Source organism: Mucilaginibacter sp. SG564 (assembly GCF_013149275.1).
GTDB lineage: Bacteria > Bacteroidota > Bacteroidia > Sphingobacteriales > Sphingobacteriaceae > Mucilaginibacter.
In genome coordinates, this window is the sequence record NZ_JABGNA010000013.1 from 147,267 (window position 1) to 170,042 (window position 22,776).

The 22,776-nt window shown below is 45.5% G+C and carries 12 protein-coding genes; 7 read left to right on the plus strand and 5 right to left on the minus strand.

What is annotated here, in order from left to right:
* Positions 1 to 318: 318 nt before the first annotated feature.
* From FHW89_RS24595 to kbl, 3 genes are all read right to left on the minus strand, one after another.
* Positions 319 to 2,580: a glycoside hydrolase family 3 N-terminal domain-containing protein gene (locus FHW89_RS24595; RefSeq protein ID WP_172337706.1), complete on the minus strand. Its 2,262-nt coding sequence runs from the start codon at positions 2,578 to 2,580 to the stop codon at positions 319 to 321.
* A 213-nt stretch (positions 2,581 to 2,793) separates the two neighbouring features.
* Positions 2,794 to 4,086, minus strand: a complete 1,293-nt coding sequence (locus FHW89_RS24600; protein ID WP_172337707.1) for a glycoside hydrolase family 71/99-like protein — start codon at positions 4,084 to 4,086, stop codon at positions 2,794 to 2,796.
* 605 nt (positions 4,087 to 4,691) lie between these two features.
* The gene (gene kbl / locus FHW89_RS24605; protein ID WP_172337708.1) at positions 4,692 to 5,879 is read right to left on the minus strand and encodes a glycine C-acetyltransferase; all 1,188 of its coding nucleotides are present in this window, start codon (positions 5,877 to 5,879) and stop codon (positions 4,692 to 4,694) included.
* 194 nt (positions 5,880 to 6,073) lie between these two features.
* Here kbl and FHW89_RS24610 point away from each other — a divergent pair, with 194 nt between their 5' ends.
* Entirely contained in the window at positions 6,074 to 7,318 is a 1,245-nt protein-coding gene (locus FHW89_RS24610) for an alpha/beta hydrolase (protein WP_172337709.1), read from the plus strand.
* 520 nt (positions 7,319 to 7,838) lie between these two features.
* Here FHW89_RS24610 and FHW89_RS24615 read toward each other — a convergent pair.
* Positions 7,839 to 9,074: a glycoside hydrolase family 76 protein gene (locus FHW89_RS24615; protein ID WP_172337710.1), complete on the minus strand. Its 1,236-nt coding sequence runs from the start codon at positions 9,072 to 9,074 to the stop codon at positions 7,839 to 7,841.
* 250 nt (positions 9,075 to 9,324) lie between these two features.
* On the opposite strand from FHW89_RS24615, the gene FHW89_RS24620 reads away from it, so the two are divergent.
* Positions 9,325 to 11,805, plus strand: a complete 2,481-nt coding sequence (locus FHW89_RS24620; RefSeq protein ID WP_172337711.1) for a DUF5686 family protein — start codon at positions 9,325 to 9,327, stop codon at positions 11,803 to 11,805.
* Positions 11,806 to 11,957: 152 nt separating this feature from the next.
* Complete coding sequence (locus tag FHW89_RS24625) at positions 11,958 to 12,920, plus strand: rhodanese-related sulfurtransferase (RefSeq protein ID WP_172337712.1); 963 nt, start codon at positions 11,958 to 11,960, stop codon at positions 12,918 to 12,920.
* A 190-nt stretch (positions 12,921 to 13,110) separates the two neighbouring features.
* Here FHW89_RS24625 and FHW89_RS24630 read toward each other — a convergent pair whose 3' ends face one another.
* Positions 13,111 to 13,314, minus strand: coding sequence for a hypothetical protein (locus FHW89_RS24630; protein ID WP_172337713.1), 204 nt, complete (start codon positions 13,312 to 13,314; stop codon positions 13,111 to 13,113).
* Between the two features lie 172 nt (positions 13,315 to 13,486).
* On the opposite strand from FHW89_RS24630, the gene FHW89_RS24635 reads away from it, so the two are divergent.
* From FHW89_RS24635 to FHW89_RS24650, 4 genes are all read left to right on the plus strand, one after another.
* Positions 13,487 to 16,378, plus strand: coding sequence for a triple tyrosine motif-containing protein (locus FHW89_RS24635; RefSeq protein WP_172337714.1), 2,892 nt, complete (start codon positions 13,487 to 13,489; stop codon positions 16,376 to 16,378).
* A gap of 260 nt (positions 16,379 to 16,638) precedes the next feature.
* The gene (locus FHW89_RS24640; protein WP_172337715.1) at positions 16,639 to 19,680 is read left to right on the plus strand and encodes a TonB-dependent receptor; all 3,042 of its coding nucleotides are present in this window, start codon (positions 16,639 to 16,641) and stop codon (positions 19,678 to 19,680) included.
* Between the two features lie 11 nt (positions 19,681 to 19,691).
* A complete protein-coding gene (locus tag FHW89_RS24645; protein WP_172337716.1) occupies positions 19,692 to 21,176 on the plus strand; it encodes a RagB/SusD family nutrient uptake outer membrane protein in 1,485 nt (494 codons plus the stop codon).
* Between the two features lie 102 nt (positions 21,177 to 21,278).
* Complete coding sequence (locus FHW89_RS24650) at positions 21,279 to 22,631, plus strand: glucoamylase family protein (protein ID WP_172337717.1); 1,353 nt, start codon at positions 21,279 to 21,281, stop codon at positions 22,629 to 22,631.
* The last annotated feature ends 145 nt before the right edge of the window (positions 22,632 to 22,776 follow it).

The window sequence follows — 22,776 nt, forward strand, 5'->3', positions numbered from 1 at the left end:
TCATAACAAAGCTCTGCTGTTGCTAACAGCAGGGCTTTTATGTTTACCGGGGATATATGTGATATATTTAAGAGACGCATCACATGCGTCTCCCGATAAACACGTTGCAAAAGTGGGTTTACATGGGTTTACATTTTTTGGGGTTAACATGGACTTATTTAATTGAAAATCAAACACTTATAATTATTTATCACCAAAAAGTGTAAACCCACTTTTTGCCAGATTTTTTAAACAAAAAGCACCAATTATAATAGCCGCGACTTTTACCTGTTTCGTTCAAAAATCATCTCTACATCTGATATTTGCACATCTAATCGCTTATTTTACCCAAAAGCTCCCCCGCAGCCTGATATCTTCGGATGATGAACCTATCATCACCTTAAATTCGCCGGGCTCTACTACATGTTTCATCTGGCGGTTCCAGATTTTTAATTCCTCCGTGCTTAATTTAAATTGCACTTTGCCGCTTTCGCCGGGTTTCAGCGTGATGCGCCTAAAGCCCTTTAATGATTTTACAGGCGTGGTTACACTGGATATCACATCACGGATGTACAATTGCACCACTTCCGTACCCTCCACCTTCCCGGTATTTTTCACCGTTACACCAACATTCACAACGCCATTAACCGGTATAGTTCCCGGGCTAACTGTTAAATCCGCATAGGCGAAAGTGGTATAACTCAGGCCGTATCCAAATGGGAACAATGCCGATGTATCCTGATCAACATATACGTGTCTTGAGGTTGGTTTATGGTCATAATAATAAGGTATCTGCCCGGTCGACCGCGGGAAAGTCATCGGTAATTTACCCGAGGGATTGACCTTGCCCAGCAGTACATCGGCAATGGCCAATCCTCCGGCTTCGCCCAGGAACCACGACTCTACAATGGCGGGTATATTTTTAGCTACAAAGTTGATGCATAATGGCCTGCCATTAAACAGTACCACCGCAATAGGTTTACCCGTTTTTTGAAGGGCCTCTATCAAGCGGGTTTGCCGGGCGTTAAGGTCAAGGTTCGACCGGTCTTTTCCTTCGCCCACCTCATTGATATCTTCGCCCAGCACCACTACTGCCACATCCGAATGATTTACCAGGTCGATTGCCTTTTGCAGATCTTCGCTTTGCGTGTCGAGAGATTTATTCTGGGTAGAATAGCCTGCCTCGTACTCAATTTTCATATCGCTGCCGGCTTTTTGTTTCAACGCATCTAACATGGCTACACCTTTACCGTCGGTGTTAGCATAACCACCCAGGTAAGTACTGGTAGCCAGCGGACCAATAACAGCCACCGAATGCACATTAGCATTAAGCGGCAATAGTGCATTATCGTTTTTCAGCAGGCTGATACCTTCCTGGGCCGCTTTGAGGGCCACTGCGTGGCTCGCTTCGGTATGAAACACTTTTTTAATGAGGCTTTCATCAACATAAGGATGCTCAAACAGCCCCAGCATAAATTTAACGCGCAGTATATCGCCCACGGCCCGGTCAAGCTCGGCCATGCTCAGTTGTTTGGTGGCCAGGGCTTTTTTAATGGCGCTCATCAGCTCCGTATGAGAAAAATCATAAAACTGCATATCCAGCCCGGCAGTAAGCGTTTGCGCCATGGCATCGGCAGTATTGGCGGCTACTTTGTGATTAACCATCGACATTTTGATAGCCCCCAGATCTGACAGTACGAAGCCCTTGAAGCCCCATTCCTTACGCAATACATCTTTCAACAGCCACCTGTTATCTACACAGGGGATACCATCCAACTCGCTATAGGCAGCCATCATACCCAAAGCACCACCCTCTTTAATAGCTTTTTCGAACACATATAAAAATGAGGAGCGGGCTTCGCGTTCACCCATATTTACCGGTGCGGTATTGCTGCCAGCCTCAGGTATGCCATGTACGGCAAAATGTTTGGGCTCGGCCAGTACAGCATCAGCATCGCTTACTTTATTACCTTGCAGACCCTTTACCATAGCCACACCGTTGGCGGCGGCCAGGTAAGGATCTTCGCCATAAGTTTCTTCTACACGGCCCCAGCGTGGGTCGCGCGGCAGGCAAAGCACCGGCCCCAGCACCATAGCAACCCCATGCGCGCGCATTTCGGTAGCGATGATGCGCCCTGTTTGATGTACTAAAGTAGTATCCCAGGCTCCGGCCAGCGCCAAAGGAACAGGAAAGGTAGTACTCCCCAAGCCCGAGTAACCATGCAGGCCCTCCTCAATAAACAGTACGGGGATACCCAAACGCGTATGTTCAACCGCGTAGCGCTGTATCTGGTTGCTGATATCAGAAGTTAAGGGATACAAATCATGTACCGAGCCAATACCCTCGGTACCTATGGCGATGCGGGCACTGTCTGAATACGATGCTGACTCATGACCTTTCATGTTCGCTACCTCGTGACCGCTGTACATATCCAGCTGTTTTATTTTTTCGGCAACCGTCATCCGGCTTAACAGATCGGCTACCCGTTTTTCAACCGGCAGAGCGGCATTTTGATAAGGATATTTAACAGGTTCAGGCGACTCAAAAGAGCAAAAAGCCATCATTAAAATAGCCAGCGCACCGGCATACTTTTTCTTCATAAAATGTACGGTTATCAGGTTTAAATAATTTGTATACCAGTAATCCGATCGAATTACCAACAGGGAGCTAAACTATGCGCCGCAAATAATAACGTATTAATAAAACATTAACAACCCCGGTTAGCCTATGAAAATGTTATAGAATTTGCTAAAATCGATTTACCAAAATATTGGGAACCTTATTTTTCTGAAGTATGGAGGAGTAACGCCATATCATTTTCTAAGCTTATTTTTCATCAATACCGGCGGCGGTATACTATCCTGCAACGGAATCTGCTTCCGGAGCATTTTACCCGCATACCCGGTTAAATACAGGTAATAATCATTAGGGATATCATCCTCATATTTTACAAAATTGCTTAAACCTACCGGCGGATTTTTGGATGCTTTGAGTATGGCCGTACCTTCGTCAACCTCATCAAACATGGCTACGTAGAGCATTTCGGCACCGCTGGAGATAGCCCCGGTGATTTGTTTCCAGTAAAACTGTCCGCGGTTACGTGGAATTTGGTTTTGGGGGCTTCTGGGGTTCATATTATGCCAGCTAAAGCCGGGGAAAACCACGGGTACATAATCCAGCTTTTTGGTTTTGCACCAGGCTATATCTTCGGCAATACGGTGTTTAAATGCGGGGTACGATTGCTCGTTGTACCGGCCAACAAACCAGGGATGGATAATATCGGCTTTGCGCAATACATCATGCAGATGCGGGTCTTTTTCGGTATCATTTCCAAAATCGCGCCAATAGGTGGGCACACCCAGCAGCACGGAGCATCCGCCATAAACCGGGTCGTTTTTCAGGAAATCAATGATCTTTTCGGCCTCGGTTAAGCCGTAGCGGCGATGATCATTAAAACCGATTCCCCATACGGCTACCAGTGGTTTGCCGTTGTGGTACAAGTAGGTTTGTTTATTGCCCCTGTTGGTTAGTTTCAAACTGTCCACCAGATGCTTCCAGTCTTTGATCACCAGCGAATCGCCGCCGGCCTGCATGCCCGAAAGATCATACATTACCGATACAGCCCGGTTATATTTTTGCGCATACTTAAGCACATTACCCAGTACCACATCATTATGGGCCTTGCCACGGCCCCTTTGCACATCGCCAATAAAACGCTGTACAAACACCCCGTCGATACCATATTGCTGCATCCATTTGAAGTGGGTTTCGGTAGAGGATGCATCGTGCGAGCTGTATAGATAGGCATAGCTACTATCAGCATGTTTAAAGGGGGTTTTGTAGGTTTTTTTGTACTCGCTTACATCGGGCCATACATCAATATTGGTGTAGCCGGGTTCAAATTTTCCATGAGAAGTGTAATGATTCCAGCCGCGGCCGCCACCATCATCCGGGGCGTTGAACCAACCCTGGTAGCCCGCCATCACCAGGCCCTTATAACTGGTAAATGCCGAAGTTTGGCTGTGTTTGCTCTGACTGTATACCAGGTGACCGCTAAGCAGCAGCCACACTGACAATATGAATTGAAATCTGGAAGAATTAAACATGGGTTTATTATAAATGGTTATAAACCCAAATTTGTGACCAACCCTTAATTAATTCTTAAAAAATTATTAATTGAAAATTTGTTGAACAAAATAATGATCCGAAGTTTTGATACGTGCTTTAGAAAAACTTTTTAAACCTTAAATTTTAACAAATTTCTACCCGAAAATAAACCAAAAACGCCCAGAAATCGGCTCAAAACCATCGACTTTAATGCTTTTAACAAATTCCAATACGATTTTGAGTAGTTTTTAAAACTTTAAAAAGTTTTAAAAAATTGCGAATCGCAAAGCGCTGATTAGACTCACCCCCGACCTCGCTGCGCTCGTCACCCCTCTCTCCGCTTCGCGCATAGAGGGGGGTTGAAAGGTTCAATATTACGTTGTCATCCAGAGGAACGAAGGATCTTCTTCACTGGGCATATCGCATAATAGATGCTTCGTTCCTCAGCATGACAATCTATTTTTTTGCCACCGCCGTTGTTGGTGTTGTCACCAACATTGGCGGCGAGTAATATCGAATAGTGCATTTTGAATGTCCAACACCGAAGCTTTAACTTCAATATTCGATATTGGACATTCCATGTTCTACATTAAATTGAATGGGCTTAAATCACCCCCAGCTCTTTACCTACCTTGGTAAATGCCGCTATGGCCTTATCCAGGTGATGGGTATCATGGGCGGCCGAGATCTGTACCCTGATGCGGGCCTTGCCTTGTGGTACTACCGGGTAATAAAAACCGATCACGTAGATACCTTCATCCAGCATTTTGGCGGCAAATTCCTGGGCCAGCTTGGCATCGTACAGCATCACCGGTACAATGGGGTGCACACCTGGTTTAATATCAAAACCGGCATCGGTCATTTTTTTGCGGAAGTATTGGGTATTAGTTTCCAGTTTATCGCGCAGGGCGGTGGTTTCGCTCAGCATATCCAGCACCGCTATAGAAGCGCCGGTAATAGCAGGCGCCAGGGTGTTGGAGAACAGGTACGGGCGCGAACGCTGACGCAGCATGTCAATAATTTCTTTTCGGCCCGATGTAAAACCTCCTGATGCACCGCCCAGGGCTTTACCCAAAGTGCCGGTGATAATATCAATCTGCCCCATTACATTATGGTGCTCGTGCGTACCTCTGCCGGTTTTGCCCATAAAGCCCGAGCAGTGACTTTCGTCAATCATCACCAAAGCATTGTATTGCTCGGCCAGGGCGCAAATTTTATCCAGTTGAGCGATGGTTCCGTCCATGCTGAAAGCGCCGTCGGTTACGATGATGCGGTGACGCAGATCTTTGGTGGCTTTTAGTTTTTCTTCCAGATCGGCCATGTCATCATGTTTGTAACGATGGCGCTGGGCCTTGCACAAACGCACACCGTCGATGATAGAGGCATGGTTCAGTTCATCGGATATAATAGCGTCCTGCTCATTGAACAGGGGTTCAAAAACACCGCCGTTGGCATCAAATGCCGCAGCGTATAGTATGGTATCTTCGGTACCTAAAAACTCGGATATTTTAGCTTCCAGCTGTTTGTGGATATCCTGTGTACCGCAAATAAAACGTACGGATGATAAACCATAACCATGATTGTCCATCACATTTTTTGCAGCCTGTATCACTTGGGGATTGCCTGATAGGCCCAGGTAATTGTTTGCACAAAAATTGATCACTTCCTGACCACCCAGAACGGTAATATCGGCACCCTGTGCCGATGTAATGATGCGTTCTTTTTTATATAACCCTGCATTTTCAATGTCGGCAAGCTCCTGCTGTAAAACCGGTTTTAGTGTATTGTACATATCTATACTGTTTTAGAGAGGGCAAAATTAAACATTAACAGGCATTTGGCGAGGGGGTGTGCTTAATAATATCGAATAAGGTATTTTGATTGCCGAACATCTGGCTTTTACTCCATTATTTAGTTTGGGCTTTAAAGCTTTTACCCTTTTTATAGGTAGATTTGATAGGCCCCTCAATCTGAAGAACCCTAAATATGATGAACGCAGATCTAACTCCCTTAAAAAAAGCCATTGTCTTCTGCCTTTTGAGCCTGTTCTCGGTAACAGCACTGAAAGCGCAAACTATCAAAAATAACCTTATTGTTATGGGCGTTGTTGACAGCGTTCACTCGAAAATATTGAATGAAACCCGTAAACTCTGGGTGTACGTTCCGGCACGTGATACAACGTTCGCCCAGCAAAAATACCCGGTAGTTTACCTCCTGGATGGCGACTCTCATTTTCCTTCGGTTACGGGTATGATACAACAGCTCAGTGGCTCCGTGTGCCCCGAAATGATTGTTGTGGCCATACCCAACACTGACAGGATGCGCGACCTGACCACCAACAGGATTGCTGCTTTAAAAACTTCGGGCGGCGGCGAAAACTTCACCTCGTTTATCGAGAAGGAACTAATGCCGCACATCGATTCTATTTATCCTACCACCTCCTACAAGATACTCATCGGCCATTCGCTCGGCGGATCGATGGTGATCAACACATTGATCAATCATCCCAATATGTTCAACGGTTATATCGCTATCGATCCCAGTATGTGGTGGGACCGGGGCATTCTGCTAAACCAGGCCCGCGAAGTACTGAAACAAAAAAATTATTCGGGCAAATCCTTGTTCATAGGTATTGCCAACACCATGCCTAAGGGTATGACGGATACCACTCAAGCCAGAAAAGACACTTCGGCTGCAACCTCTCATATCCGGGCGATATTAAAGCTCAGGGATATGATTCAAAGCGATACTGCTGCCAACAAATTAAAGTTTGCGTATAAATATTACCATAACGACACGCATGGTTCAGTACCCCTGATCACGGAATATGATGCTTTACGCTTTTTCTTTAAAAACTACGGCCTTCCCCAGGAAACGATAATGAAGATATTCGGCAAAGATTCAAATCCGCAAGAAGTGCTGGCCGAAATCCAATCGCATTACGATAATATCTCTAAACAAATGGGGTACAAAGTTGCACTACCGGAAGACGTGATCAACAATTTTGGCATTAGCCTGATAACTCGAAGCCCTAAAATGGCCTTCGCTTTCTTACAACTAAACCTCAAAAACTACCCCAACAGCTATAACGTTTATGACAGCATGGGCGATTATTATGACGCCGCGAAGGACAAAGCCAAAGCCATTGCCTATTATAGAAAAGCGCTAACACTTAAAGAGTTTGCCGATACCCGCTCCAAACTCAACAAGCTATTGGCTACGAAAGATTAAAATAACCGCGATTTGGCGCCGATTTGACTCACCCCGACATCGCTGCGCTCGTCACCCCTCTCTCCGCTTTGCGCATAGGGGGGATTTTATTTTCTTTAATTCTTTTTCTTTACCCTCTTTCCGCCAAAGGCGAAGAGAGGGTGGTCCAGCGAAGTGTAGACCGGGTGAGTAGGCTATGCGCAAGGCTATCTTTTGTCTCATTATTCAACATTCGATGTTTAAAAAGCTGGAGCTGTCATCCTGAGCCTGTCGAAGGACGCGCGCAGAGGCCTGCCCACCATGCTTCGACGGAGCTCAGCATGACACCCTATAAAAAAAGTCCGGAGCTGGTGCGATTCCTTCCCTCGGGAAGGGGAGGAAGGGGTTTCTACGCCTTGTAAACTTGCATCGTGCAGATAACCCCTCCCTGCCAGAGCACCATCCAGCCGCACCCCTCCCGTTGGGAGGGAACTAAAAAATGAACTAAAAAAGTCCAGGGCTATTAGCCCCGGACTTTTCACCAAACGAGCAAGTTTAGTTTTTAATGGTACAGATAGGCGTTGTTCATCATAGATACACCACAGGTAGCCTGGAACGCGTTGATCACCTGGGTATCTGAAGTACGGGTGCCCCAGATATTCCACATGAGGCCGGAGGAGTTACGGATAGACCAGGCCTGCCCGGCATTCAGATCGAGCCAGGCGCCGTAGGTACCGGCTGTGCCGGTATGCTGCACAAACTGACAGGCCCAGCGGGCAAAAATGCTTTTCATGCCCTGTGTATCGGCGTTACCGTCTTCGTCTTTCAATATACCGCCAGCCGAATTGCATAAACTGGCCATAGCATAATCCATTGCCTTTTTGCCTATCCCCAGGTAATCAACCGATGGATATTCTGACCGCAGCAGATCACAAGCGCCAATAAAAGTTCCCTGCGTATAGGAAAGCGCGCCCTCGGTAATGGTTCCGTTGGGAATAATAGCGCCCTTAACCTCGCCGGTATTAGCATCGTACAGGTGTGCTATCATCCAATCCATAATTTGCTTGGCCTTTGTTTTATAGGAGCTGTCGCCGGTGGCCTGATATAACAGCATAGCGCAAATGACTGCCGGCGCGTTCACGCAGGTATTTTTGGTGTTGTTATTGGTGTTCCACCACAATCCGCCACCTAATGCCGAAGTGTCCCAGGCACGGTTCCACATCATGTTAAAGTTGTTTTTGGCCATGTCAAGCTGACCGCCATCATTAGTGAGGTGATAAGCCCTTATGCACATTAACGATCCCCAAACTACGTCATCGTTATAAATATTATTTGACCATAGGGTACCGTAGCCATCACGAACACCATTGTACAGATATTGGATCTTGTTCAAAAAATCTGTACTTGGGTTAATGTTGTAGGCATCTATCAGCGTTTCAATGGCTTCCTGTTGCGTCCAGAAATCCATGCGCCCGGCATGGCTGTCATCTTTCCAATAATAGGCCTTGTAGGAGGGCCCATACGTGCCATACTGGTTATAAAAATGATTATTGTAAACCTGCATGGCTACCAGGGCCTCGCTTTTAGTAGGAAAGGGTGCCGCGGTCAGGCCAATATGGGTGGTTGCAGAGTTTACTTTATCATTATCCGTACCAGCTACCTGTGCTTTTTTGCAGCTGGCAAAAACACCGAGGACTGCTATGCTTAAAACTACGGCCAGCTGTTTGCCGCGGTGTAGCAATAGGTTTGCTTTGTGTTGATAAATTTTAAAATAACGGTTGTTGATTCTTCTTTTCATAATGTAGTTGATAATTGGTTATAAGTGGTTTTACTTGCTCGTTCAGATCGGCAAAGGGGGAGGAAAGATCTATTGATCCTTTATTACTTAGGGTTTGATTAATACGTGAAAAAGCTGTGTTGGGTTACCGATGAGCGATTGCCACTATTGGTGCAAGAAATAATATCGACTAATGAATATTGAATTTCGAACATTTATTAAGCACATTTAAAACATTTTGCGGTTAAAACGTATTCATTAGTTATAGAATATGAAAAACTGCATACTATTGATTTTTATCGTGTTATGTGCTATAAATGCCTCGGCACAACAATATTTATTATCGGGCCGGATAACCGATCAGCAAAACAACCTGATCCCGTTTTCGTCGGTATATATCAAGAATTCCACTTACGGTACCACCTCCAATGAGGATGGGGCCTACCAGTTTAAACTGAGCCCGGGTACCTATCGTGTAATTTACCGGGTGGTGGGTTATAATGAAAAAATTGTCAGCGTAACCATAACCGATCATGACGAACGCCTGGACGTGCAGATGCAGGACGAAGTATTTGCCACCAATCGTGTAGCCTCCGTTTATCAAAAAAACCACGATGCCGGCGATACCATCATGAAACAGGTGATCAAAAAACGCAAGTATTATATTGAGGAAGCCACATCATACTCTTGCGCTGTTTATATTAAGGGTGTACAACGGTTGCTGAGCGCGCCAAAATCCTTGTTATCACCGGCGGTGCGGCAAACGCTTGATCTTGATACCAATGGCAGAGGGATCCTTTACCAGTCGGAGTCGTTATCCGATCTCAGTTTCCAGAAGCCTAATAAAGTACGGGAGATCTCCATCGCAAAAAAAATGTCGGGGATAAATACGGCATTCAGCTATAATAAAGCGTCGGATCTGCAGGTGAATTTTTATCAGAATGTATTTGCTATTAATGGATTGAGCACCCGTGGCTTTGTATCGCCGGTAGCCTCGTTCGCGAGTATTTTTTACCGGTATAAACTGCTGGGCACTTCGGTAGAGAATGGCCGCACCATTGATAAGATACAGGTGATACCCCGCCGCGGACATGGCCAGTATTTTGAAGGTAATCTGTACATTGTGGAGGGCGACTGGCGCATATACGCTGCCGATTTATACGTAACCAACCAGAGGAGCAATATCAACCTGATTGATACCTTGCAGATAAAGCAACAATACGTTGCCGTTACCGACAGCGTTTGGATGCCCGCATCGGTACAGTTTAACTTTAAAGGCAAGGTGTTGGGATTTCGGTTTGGCGGCTATTATAATACCATTTACAACAACTATAAAATCAATCCTACCTTCCCCGATAAATTTTTTACCGGCGAAATATTAAAGGTTGATACCACGGCTAATTCAAAAACAGAAGACTACTGGGCATCGGCACGCCCCGTTCCGTTAACTCAAGAAGAGGCACTTGATATTCAAAAAAAGGATAACATAGCCGCTTTTAAAAAAACCAACCAATATCTGGACACCCTGCAGCACCACAAAAATCATATCAATTATCCGGGATACCTGATATTTGGCTATCATGCCAGCAACCGCAGCGAAAAAGACTCGTTATACATATACCCTTTCATCCAAACATTTTATTACAACACGGTAGAGGGTTTTGGCATCAATGCCAAGGTAAAATATACACACGTTTTAGACAGCTTGAGGGCGTACAGCATAACGCCCGATCTGCGGTATGGCTTCTCCAACAAAACACTCAGCGCCAATATGTATGGTGAGTACCGGAACGATCCTTTTCATAATGCCAAGTTCTTTGCTGGTTTTGGCAGCGATGTGCTCGACCTGAACAACGTAGGTACACGGTCGTTATATTTTAATACCCTGAGTACCCTGCTCAGCGAAAACAACTATGTAAAATATTACCGTTCGCACTACGGCATGTTCGGTTACCAGCGCGAAGTACTGAATGGCGTTTTGCTGAACGGCAATCTGAGCTATGCCAGCCGCAGCCAGTTATATAATACCGCTTTCGGGAAATTGAAAGACGTGAAGGACCGGGAATTCACCTCCAATAATCCATTAGCCCCGCCGGGAACACCGCCCCAGGATCATTCGGAATTATTTCCGGATAACCAGGCGCTTGTTTTCACGGCATCGGCTATTATTACTTTTGATCAGCAGTATGAAACCCGGCCAACCGGCAAATTCAATCTGCCGTCAAAATACCCAACGCTAACCGTTAACTATCGTAAGGGTATCAAAAACGCGTTCGGCTCGGATGTGGATTATGATTTCGCCTCGGCAGATATTTCGCAAAATAACATCCGCGTAGGGCTAACCGGTTTCTCATCATTTAAAGTATCTGCGGGTGGCTTTTTTAACAACAACAAGCTGTACTATATGGATTACAACCACTTTTTGGGTAACCAGGGTTTAACCTTCGACCCAACCTATGTGGGCAGTTTCCATTTCTTACCATTCTATACCTATAGCACCAACGGAGCATTTCTGGAGGCACACTATCAGCATAATTTTGCCGGTTCGATATTTAACCGGATACCCCTGCTGCGGAAACTGAAACTGGAAGAACTGATAGGCGCCAATTACCTCACCACCAAAGGCAACACCAATTACCGGGAGTTTTACATAGGTGTACAACGCCTCATTTTCAGGGTTGACTATGGTATATCCTACGCCGGTAACCAGAAATATATACAGGGCTTCAGGATATTTTATGGTATAAGGTAGGGGTTTGGTGAATGGTTGATTGGGTTGATTAAGTGAGTGGTTATATAAAAAGCACCTTATTAATTAATCAACTCAATCAACCGCTTAACTTAATCAACAAATTATTATCTTTGCGCCTCATTTAACACCGTTTGCAGCGGTATCAATGGATTATGGCACAATATAATACACTACTGTACTATTGTTATTCAACAATAGCTGATGCGGAGCAATTTGCTGCCGATCATTTAAAATTTTGTAAAAGTTTAGGATTAACTGGTCGCATTATTGTAGCAGCCGAGGGACTTAACGGCACCGTTTCGGGCACTACAGAAGCTTGCAAAACCTATATGGATACCGTACATGCCGACCCGCGTTTTGCCGGTATCGATTTTAAGGTGGATGTGGTGAACACCCCCTCCTTTGTAAAAATGCACGTGCGGTATAAATCCGAGATCGTACACTCGGGCCTGCGCGATCCGAATGTGATCAACCCGCAGCAGCAAACCGGCAAACACCTGGAACCCAAAGATTTTTTGGCGATGAAGGACCGCGACGATGTGGTAGTGCTTGACGTACGCTCGAACTATGAGCATTCCTTAGGAAAATTCAAAAACGCGGTAACGCTGGATATCGAAAATTTCAGAGATTTCCCGGAGATGATCAATCAGCTCGCCCAATACAAGGATAAAAAAATATTAACCTATTGCACCGGCGGCATCAAATGCGAAAAAGCATCGGCCCTGTTACTGCACGAGGGTTTTAAAGATGTTTACCAGCTGCACGGCGGTATCATCAAATACGGTAAGGAAGCCGGTGGCGAAGATTTTGAAGGCAAATGTTATGTTTTTGACAACCGCCTTTCTGTTGATGTAAACAGCGTGAACCCGGTAGTGATATCTACCTGCCGCAATTGTGGCAAGGTTACGCCCAAAATGATCAACTGCGCCAACCCCGAATGCAATGAGCATTTTACCCAATGCGATGAATGCGGCACCAAATTAGAAGGCTGCTGCAGCGATGCCTGCCAAAGCCATCCCCGCAAAAGGGAGTATGATGGTACAGGCTATTATGTAAAAGTACCGCAGCCTGTAAACGTGCAGAAAAAAGGAAAGATACAGTTGGCTGGCGAATAGACTCCCCCGGTTTTTGCCTCGCTTTTTATCTACACGTCATTGCGAGGAGGAACGACGTGGCAATCCCCGATAGGCAGAGCGTCTCTGTAAGTCGGGGATTGCCACGCTGCGCTCGCAATGACGTGTAAGATGGACAGAGTACACCCCTAAACAAAGAACCCCGGTGATGCTCACCGGGGTTCTTTGTTTATTAAGCTTTTTTCTTAGCCGGGGCCGCTGCCGGTTTGGCGGCTTTATAGCGCTTATCGGGCGTTCCGTCTTTCTTTAATTTTACTTTGTTGGCTTTGTATCTTTTATCGGCAGTACCGTCTTTTTTGGTTTGTGGTAACGCATAGCTGCTAACGGCGCCAAAGCTCATTACAGCGAGCATCAGCATGGTAAATAGTTTCTTCATGTTTGATAGTTTATCTTTGTTTAAATGCAAGCTAAGCAAATAGCTTAGCATCTGCAATAGCCATTTTATGCTTGTTGTAATTACAATTATATAGCGGCTATTGTTTTTTATCCGGCGCTCAAACTGTATTTTCGTACAACTGATCACATTTGGGTATCTGTTATAAAGCACTATGCGTAAAGCTGTTTGGATTGGTTTATACCTGTTTTTTACTACAATTTTTTATTCCGGCGCGGTTGATATCAAGAGCATAGGTGTACCTTATGTGCAAAATTATACCAAAAACATATACCAGTCGGGCAATCAAAACTGGTCAGTCACGCGCGACGAGCAGGGTATTATGTACTTTGGCAATGCCGAGGGCCTCCTAAGTTTCGATGGCAAATACTGGCAGCAGCACCACATGCCTAATGATCTGGTTGTACGCTCCGTTCTGGCCGATGGCAAAGGCAAAATATATACCGGCGCCTTTGGCGAATTTGGCTATTGGCAGGATGATAACAAGGGCTTCTTAAAATATACCTCACTGATCAGTCTCGTGCCCTCAAAATACCGGCCCATTAACGAGGAGATCTGGAAAATATACATCGATGGCGACAGGGTGCTGTTTCAATCGTTCGGCGCCATATTTATTTATGCCAAAGGCAGTATTACTGTTGTTAAAGCATCCAAACCCTACCTGTTCCTGTTGCAGGCAGGTAAACGCTTTTTTGTAGAGCAGGTATCGGCGGGTTTGTTTGAGTTGAAGGGCAACCGGCTTGAGTATGTGCAGGGCAGCAATATTTTGGGCACCAGCGGGGTGTTGTCGATCCTCCCGTTCCAGAACAATAAATATATTATAGGTACCGCGCAAAATGGTTTGTTTATTTATGACGGCATCCATATAACCCCCTGGGCCAACCAGGCAAACGACTTTTTAAAAACCTATCAGCTCAATAACGGGGCCATTATCCCGGGTAAATATTTTGCTTATGGCACCATCCTCAACGGTATTGTAATTGTTGATACCGCCGGGCATGTAGTACAGCACATCAATAAAGCCAGCGGCCTGCAAAATAATACCGTTTTAAGTTTATATACCGATAGCGAACAAAACCTGTGGGCGGGGCTTGATAACGGTATAGACCGTATTGAAGTAAACTCGCCGCTATATTTTTACTTTGATAAAACCGGCAGGTTCGGAACGGTTTATGCCAGTATTATTTTTAACAACAAAATATATCTGGGCACCAACCAGGGCCTTTTTTACAGCGACTGGATAGCCGATAACAACCAGCTTTTTCAATCATTTGATTTTAAGCTGATACCGGGCTCACAGGGGCAGGTTTGGGACCTTTCCTTACAGGATGGGCGGCTGCTTTGCGGCCATAATAATGGCACCTACCAGGTAAATGGTAATACCATTACCAAAATCTCGACAATGACCGGGGGCTGGACCATCAAAAAGCTTAACAACAACCTGCTGATACAAGGCATTTACAACGGCCTGGCGGTGTATAAAAAAGACGCGGCCGGTAACTGGGTATTTAGTCATAAGGTAGAAAATTTTGGTGAGCCCTCGCGCTTTATTGAACAGGACAGCAAAGGGCAAATATGGGTGAGCCACGCCTATAAGGGCATTTATAAACTCACGCTGAGCAGCGATCTAAAAAAGGTAACCTCCAGCGTATATTATGACCGCAAATACGGCCTGCCCGGCAGCTATAACGTTAATGTGTTTGACCTGGACAACCACGTGGTATTCTCGTCCGACTCTGGTTTTTATATTTATGACGATATCACCGACCGCTTTTTTAAATACACCCAGCTCAATAAAAAATTGGGCACATTCGCATCATCGGGTAAGATCATCAAAGCGCTGGGTAAACGGTATTGGTTTATCAATCACGGGCGCGTAGCGCTGGCCGACTTTTCGGTACCCGGCAAAACCAGTATCGATACCAACAGATTCACGGTTCTCAACGGGCAAATGGTACAGCATTATGAAACCATTAACCGCATCAATAATTTAACTTACCTCATCAGTATCGACGATGGTTTTGTGATCCTGAACGATGGCGACGCGCTGTTGCCCAGCTCGGTAAAAATTCCACCGGTGCTGATACGCCGCATTGAAAATGTAACCGATAAGGTTTACGTGATCAGCGATATGAACAGCCCCAATAACACTATCGAGATCCCTTACGCGCAAAACAATATCCGTATCGCCTATTCATTACCTTATTACAAACAGGCCAAGGTGAAGTTTCAATATTACCTGGAGGGATACTCCCGGCAATGGTCTGACTGGACGTCGCAAAGCCAGAAAGAATTTACCAATCTTAACCAGGGTACTTATCATTTTAAAGTGAGGGCCAAAATCAATGATCAAAATATATCGGCCATTACTACGCTAACCTTTACGGTGCTTGCTCCCTGGTATGCCAGCAAACTGGCTATCGTTTTTTATGTGCTGCTGCTCATTTTGGCCTATTACCTCATAAGATATTATTACCGCCTCAAATTAAAACGCCACCAGCTGCATATACAGGAGAAACTGCAAAAAGAGAAAGAAGAATTTTTAAAACAGGAGGCTATTGCCAACGAACAGCATATCATCAATATTAAAAATGAACAGCTGCAGGCCGACCTTGCCGGTAAAAGCCGCGAGCTGGCCAACTCGGCCATGAACCTGGTTTATAAAAATGAGCTGCTGCAAAAGATCAGCGAAGAAATAGCACACCTTAAAGATAATTCTGGCAAAAAACTGGCCGACGATCAGTTACGACGCATCCAAAAAGTAATTGACGAGGGCATGAATGATGAGCGCGACTGGAACATATTTGAGAAAAGTTTTAACGAGGCGCATGAAAACTTTTTCAAAAAACTCAAGTCCGGCCACCCGGACCTGGTGCCGAATGACCTTAAATTATGCGCTTACCTGCGCATGAACATGAGCAGTAAAGAAATGGCATCACTCCTGAATATCTCTCTGCGCGGTGTCGAGATAAGGCGTTACCGGCTGCGTAAAAAGCTCAATCTGGAGCATGATAAAAACCTTACGGAGTTTCTGATCGAGCTATAACACTACATCATTACCTCTCACAACCTTTATAAATGTTTAACAGACAGACTTTAATGTTGTAGTACACACACAATCAATTCACAGTTGTTAATAATTTAACAATCAGATTGTTATAAACAAAAACAGCTTCACTTGAGAAAGTGTTTTATGCATGATGTATTAATGTTGAGTTAATTTTTTTGATAAACGGGTAATATCTCCTGAGTTTTGTAGAACTAATAAACCAATTATTCTATTCTATCATTTTATTATTAACCACTATGAAGAGATTTTTTACTATTTCGGGGTTAATGTTATTGTTCTTGTTTTCATATGACGCAGCGTTTGCACAAAACGTTGCAGTAAAAGGAAAAATAATCGACAATACCGGTCAGGCCTTGATAGGTGTAACCGTTTCGGTAAAAGGAACAACAACAGGAACCCAAACAGATGTTAATGGCGCGTTTTCCATTAACGCACCAGCCAATGCAACATTACGATTTACCTATTTGGGATATGCCACACAGGAAACCCCTGTCAATGGCCAAACCAGTATCAATATTACACTGTTACCCCAAACCAACGAACTGCAGCAAATAGTAGTTATAGGTTATGGTACGCAGCGCAAGCTTGATGTTACCGGCTCCATCACCAGTGTTAAAGGTGCAGATGTAGCTAAACAGGCATCGCCAAACGCGGTGAGCGGTTTACAAGGTAAGATTGCGGGCGTACAGATCACCAACAATGGTACTCCCGGCAAATCACCGGATATTACCATTCGTGGTTTGGGTACTATTTATGGTAATACCAAACCTCTTTTTGTGGTTGATGGCGTGTGGTACGATGATATCAGCTTTTTGAATCCACAGGATATCGAAAGCTTCAGCATCCTTAAAGACGCTTCAAGTACAGCTATTTATGGCATCAGGGCTGCCAACGGCGTTGTGTTGATCAGCACCAAACGTGGCGCAAAAGGCGCTCCGGTTATCAATTATAATGGCTATGTAGGTGTACAGGCCGTTACCAACCAGGTAAAAATGGCCAATGGTACCGAATATGCTACCGCTGTAAATGAACTTTCCGCCCTTAACAACGGCAAACCCGTATTTGCCGATCCTGCAAGCTACGGCACCGGCACCAACTGGTATAATCAGATTCTGCGTAAGGCTTTTATCACCAATCATGAAGTATCTGTAAGTGGTGGTACCGATAAGTATACCTACAACTACTCCTTCGGTTACCTTGACCAGGATGGCTTGGTAAAAACCAACAACTACAAACGCTATACCCTGCACTTATCAAACGATTTTAAATTGGGTAAAGCGGTAAAACTGGGTTATACTGCCAGCGGCCTTTCCAGCACTTCAAGAGATGTTCCTACCTCTATTTTTGGTCAGTTATTTGGTGCGGCGCCAACCCTGCCCGTACACAAGGCTAATGGCGGCTATGGCGATCCGAATGATTATGGTACAGGCGATGGTAATAATTATAACCCGCAGGCAACTATTGATTTTTACAATCAGCGTTCCAAAAATAAACGTGTTACCTACAACGTATACGGCGAAGTGGAGATCCTGAAAAATCTTAAATTCAAATCGAGCTTTGGCGGCGATGTAAGCCAGACCGAGGTGCGGTCATTTGTACCTATGTACCAGGCTACGGTTAAACAATTCAGCAACAAAACCAACCTGAATGTTGATCATACCGACGTACGTAACTGGATCTGGGAAAACACCTTAACCTATGATGTTAAAATCAACAACGACCATAAGTTAACCGCCCTGGTAGGTTACAGCTCACTTGAAAATGTAACCAGGCAAAACGATGCCCAGGCCGATAATGTACCCTTTACTTCAAAAGGCAACCTGCAAACATCTTTCCCCGATACGGCAAAAGTAACTTACCTGGCTACTCCCGGCAGGCAGATCCGTTCACGCGCGTTATCACAGTTTGCACGTGTTAATTACTCCTACAAAGACAAATATTTGTTAAATGCCTCTATCCGTCGTGATGGTGCATCGCAATTTTATGGTGCCCATACCTATGGTTACTTCCCTTCGGTAGGTGCAGGCTGGGTAGTTACCAACGAGGATTTCATGAAAGATCAGCAGGTGTTCAGTAACCTGAAACTACGCGGAAGCTGGGGTAAGGTAGGTAACTCTGTAGTACCTATTAACCCAACCGTTCAGGTTATAGCAACAGATCCTTACCTGACAGCCATATTCGGTAATCCACAGGTGGCTTATCCGGGTGCAAGCATCAACAGTATTGTACCTCCATCCATCGTATGGGAAAAAACGGTATCATCTGATTTTGGTATAGAAGGAGGTCTGTTCTCCAACAAATTAACCTTTGAGGCCGATTATTATAACCGCGAAACGCAGGATGCAATCTTCGCTATACCGGTAGCAGGATCTTTGGGTACCAACAACAGCTCTATCATTGGCAACCAGGCCAGCATCCGTAACCGGGGCTTTGAATTTTTAGTAAGCTGGAAAGATCAGGCATCAAAAGACTTCTCCTACAGCATCAGCGCCAATCTGGGTATCAACACCAACAAAGTACTTAACGTAATAACCGGAAACAACCCGATTTATGATGGCGGTGCCGGTATTGCCAACGGTGCATTTGCAACACGTACGGTTGTTGGTCAGCCTATAGGGCAGTTTTATGGCTATAAAGTAACCGGAATTTTTCAACAAGATCAACCATCAACCGGTGTAAAACAACCAGGGGCAAAAGGAGGCGATTTTATTTACCAGGATACCAACAACGATGGTATTATTGACAGCCGCGACCGTGTAGCACTGGGTAGCCCGCTGCCTAAATACAACTATGGCATCAATACCTCCTTCACCTATAAAAACTTCGATCTGGCTATTGATTTCCAGGGTGTAACAGGTGTAAGCGTGTACAACGCCAATTTGGCCTACCGCTTTGGTAACGAGAACTTCACGCAGGATTTTTATGACCACCGCTGGCATGGCGCAGGCACTTCAACCACTTACCCTTCTGTTAATATTGGCAAAAACTCCAACGCGGCACCAAATTCATTTTATGTAGAAAGCGGGGCATATTTCAGGGTACGGAACGCGCAGTTAGGTTATACTTTACCGGCCAGTTTGCTCAGCAAATGGAAAATATCAAAAATAAGGGTATTTGCAAACGCTCAAAACCCAATCAACATTTTTGGCTATAAAGGCTTCTCGCCCGAGATTGGCGGAACGGTGGGTGATGGCGGCATTGTTACCGGTCGCGGCATTGATACCAGCGTTTACCCATTGTATGCGATCTATAATTTTGGCGTTAGCGTTACTTTTTAATCAATATAAAGATGAAGAACAGTAAAAATTTATTCGTGCGTAAAGCCTTGGTTTTAGGTCTTATTGCATCCACTATATCCTTTCAAAGCTGTAAAAAAAGCTTTTTAGATGTTAACCCGGCTCAAAATACAGCAGCCACGCAGTTTTTTAAAACACAGGACGATGCTACCAAGGCCGTGAACGCCATGTACGCCAACCTGCACGAGTGGAACAACATCGCGTTTGCCCCTATCGCTGTTGAAAGCATGGGATCTGATGATGTAGAAAAAGGCAGTACCGCCAGCGACGCTACCTTTTTTAATGATTACCATAACTTTACCATTACTGCGGGTGATGCCCAGTTAGGCGGTTTCTGGAAAGGACAGTATCAAACCATCAATTTTGCCAACCAGATACTCACCAATGTACCTGGCATCAGCATGGACGAGGCTCTGAAAGCCCGTTACCTGGCCGAAGCTAAATTTATACGGGCCTATGAATATTTCAGACTGGTGAGGGCTTTTGGCGATGTGCCATTGCGCATAACCCTGCCCAAAGATGCATCGGAATATAACCTGCCGCGCACACCTAAAGACCAGGTATGGGCACAGATAGAGAAAGACCTGACCGAGGCAACCACCGTATTACCGCAAAGCTACGCTGCTGCCGATATCGGGCACGTAACTAAAGGCGCTGCTTTAACCCTGCACGCTAAAGTGGCTATGTACCTCAAAAAATGGAGCGATGTGGCTACTTACACTACCGCGGTGATGGGCATGGGCTATTCATTATATCCTGATTATGAGCAAATGTTCAGAACAACGCACAAAAACAACCAGGAGTCTATTTTTGAGATCCAGTGTGCTCTGATACCGAACAACCCTGCCGCCTCAAACTCCCAATACTCACAGGTACAGGGTGTGCGTGGTGTAACCGGTGGTGGCTGGGGTTTTAACGTACCAAGTCCGGAATTGGCTGCGGCTTATGAAACCGGCGACCCACGCCGTGATGCAACCATCATATTCAGGGGCGAAACCACGCCCGAAGGTGATAAAATCCCGGCAACCGGTGACAATCCTATGTACAACCAGAAATCATACGTGCCATTCGCGCTTTATGTATCGGGCTTTAACGAGGGTTGTCAGCAAAACAAGATCGTTCTGCGTTATGCCGATGTATTGCTCATGAATGCCGAAGCCAATAACGAGCTGGGCAATTCAGGCGCGGCGCTTGGCCCGCTTAACCAGGTACGTACACGTGCACGTGGTGTAAACGCGGGTGTACTACCCAATGTAGTTACAACAGACCAGGCGGCTTTGCGTACAGCCATTTATAACGAACGCCGTTTTGAATTTGCCATGGAGTTTGAGCGTTACTTTGACGTGATACGCCAGGGCCGTGGTACCGCTGTTTTTGGCGCACGCGGATGGAAAGCCGGCAAAAACGAAGTGTGGCCCATCCCGCAAACAGAAATTGACCTGAGCGGTGGCGCCTTAACACAAAATCCAGGATATTAATTAGTTCGATTGGTTTATTTACCGGCTGTCTGTTCATGGGCAGGCAGCCATTTTTAACCCTCTCCGGGTTTTGTCAGTAAGCAAACCGCATATACAATCTACATGAAAAAAATACTGTTAACCCCTTTTTTATTATGCCTGGCCATATACTGCCTGGCGCAAAAACCGGCAGCAGCCAGCACCGATACCATTAAACCCGTTGGCATTATTAAAAACCTGAGCGATAATGCCCTGCTGGATGTGGTGCAGCGCCAAACCTTCCGTTATTTCTGGGACTTTGGTCACCCGGTGAGCGGCCTGGCCCGCGAGCGCAGCAATACTTCTTTTGACTATGGCAACGAGGTGGTAACCACCGGCGGATCGGGTTTTGGCATCATGTCTATCATCGTAGCCGATAGCCGCAAATGGATAACGCATGAGCAGGCGGTTAACCGCATGGTTAAAATTGTAAACTTTTTATATAAAGCCAACTCCTTCCATGGTGCTTTTCCGCACTGGCTCAATGGCGAAACCGGTAAGGTGATTCCCTTCGGCCGTAAGGATGATGGCGGCGACATTGTAGAGTCGGCTTATCTTTTCCAGGGCCTGCTTTGCGCTCGTCAATACTTTACAGCCAATACCCCGCAGGAGCAACGCATCCGCGACGTGATTGGCTGGATGTGGAGTGAAATGGAATGGGACTGGTACACCCGAGATGGCCGCGACGCCCTGTACTGGCACTGGAGCCCCAATAACGGATGGGCCATGAACTTCCCGATACATGGTTTTAACGAATGCCTGATCACCTACGTACTGGCCGCCTCGGCACAGCGCTACCCCGTAAGTGCCGATGTATACCACAGAGGATGGGCCCAGAGCGACTTTTTTAAGAATGGTAAAACATTTTATGGCTTTAAACTGCCTTTAGGTTTTGATTACGGCGGTCCGCTTTTCTTTTCACAATACTCCTTCCTGGGCTTAAACCCAAAAGGGTTAAAAGATAACTATGCCGATTACTGGGAGCAGAACAAAAACCACACCCTCATTAATCACGCTTATTGTGTAGATAATCCCAAAAAATTTAAAGGCTATGGCGAAAACTGCTGGGGACTTACCGCCAGCGATAATTTCGAGGGATACAATGCCCATTCGCCTACAAACGACCTGGGGGTGATCACACCAACGGCGGCGCTGTCGGCATTTCCGTATACGCCAGAGTACTCTATGAAAGCCCTGCGCCATTTTTATTATGACCTGGGCGATAAGATCTGGGGCGAGTACGGTTTTGTAGATGCCTTTAGCGAATCGCATAACTGGTACGCCAAATCATACCTGGCCATTGACCAGGGACCGATCATCGTGATGATCGAAAACTACCGTACCGGCCTGCTCTGGAAACTATTCATGAGCTGCCCCGAAGTACAGCATGGCCTTACCAAACTGGGTTTTGAAAGCCCGGCGATAGCGAAAAAGTAAAAAGATTCTTGCGCTCGTTTGCAACGAGTGCAAGACAGCACAATAAAAAACGCGTCATTGCGATTTCTATGATAAAAGCAAATGATTTTGATAAGGTATTTGGTTTTTAATGACAGCAAAGATTCGGTGTATGATTTTGTTTCTT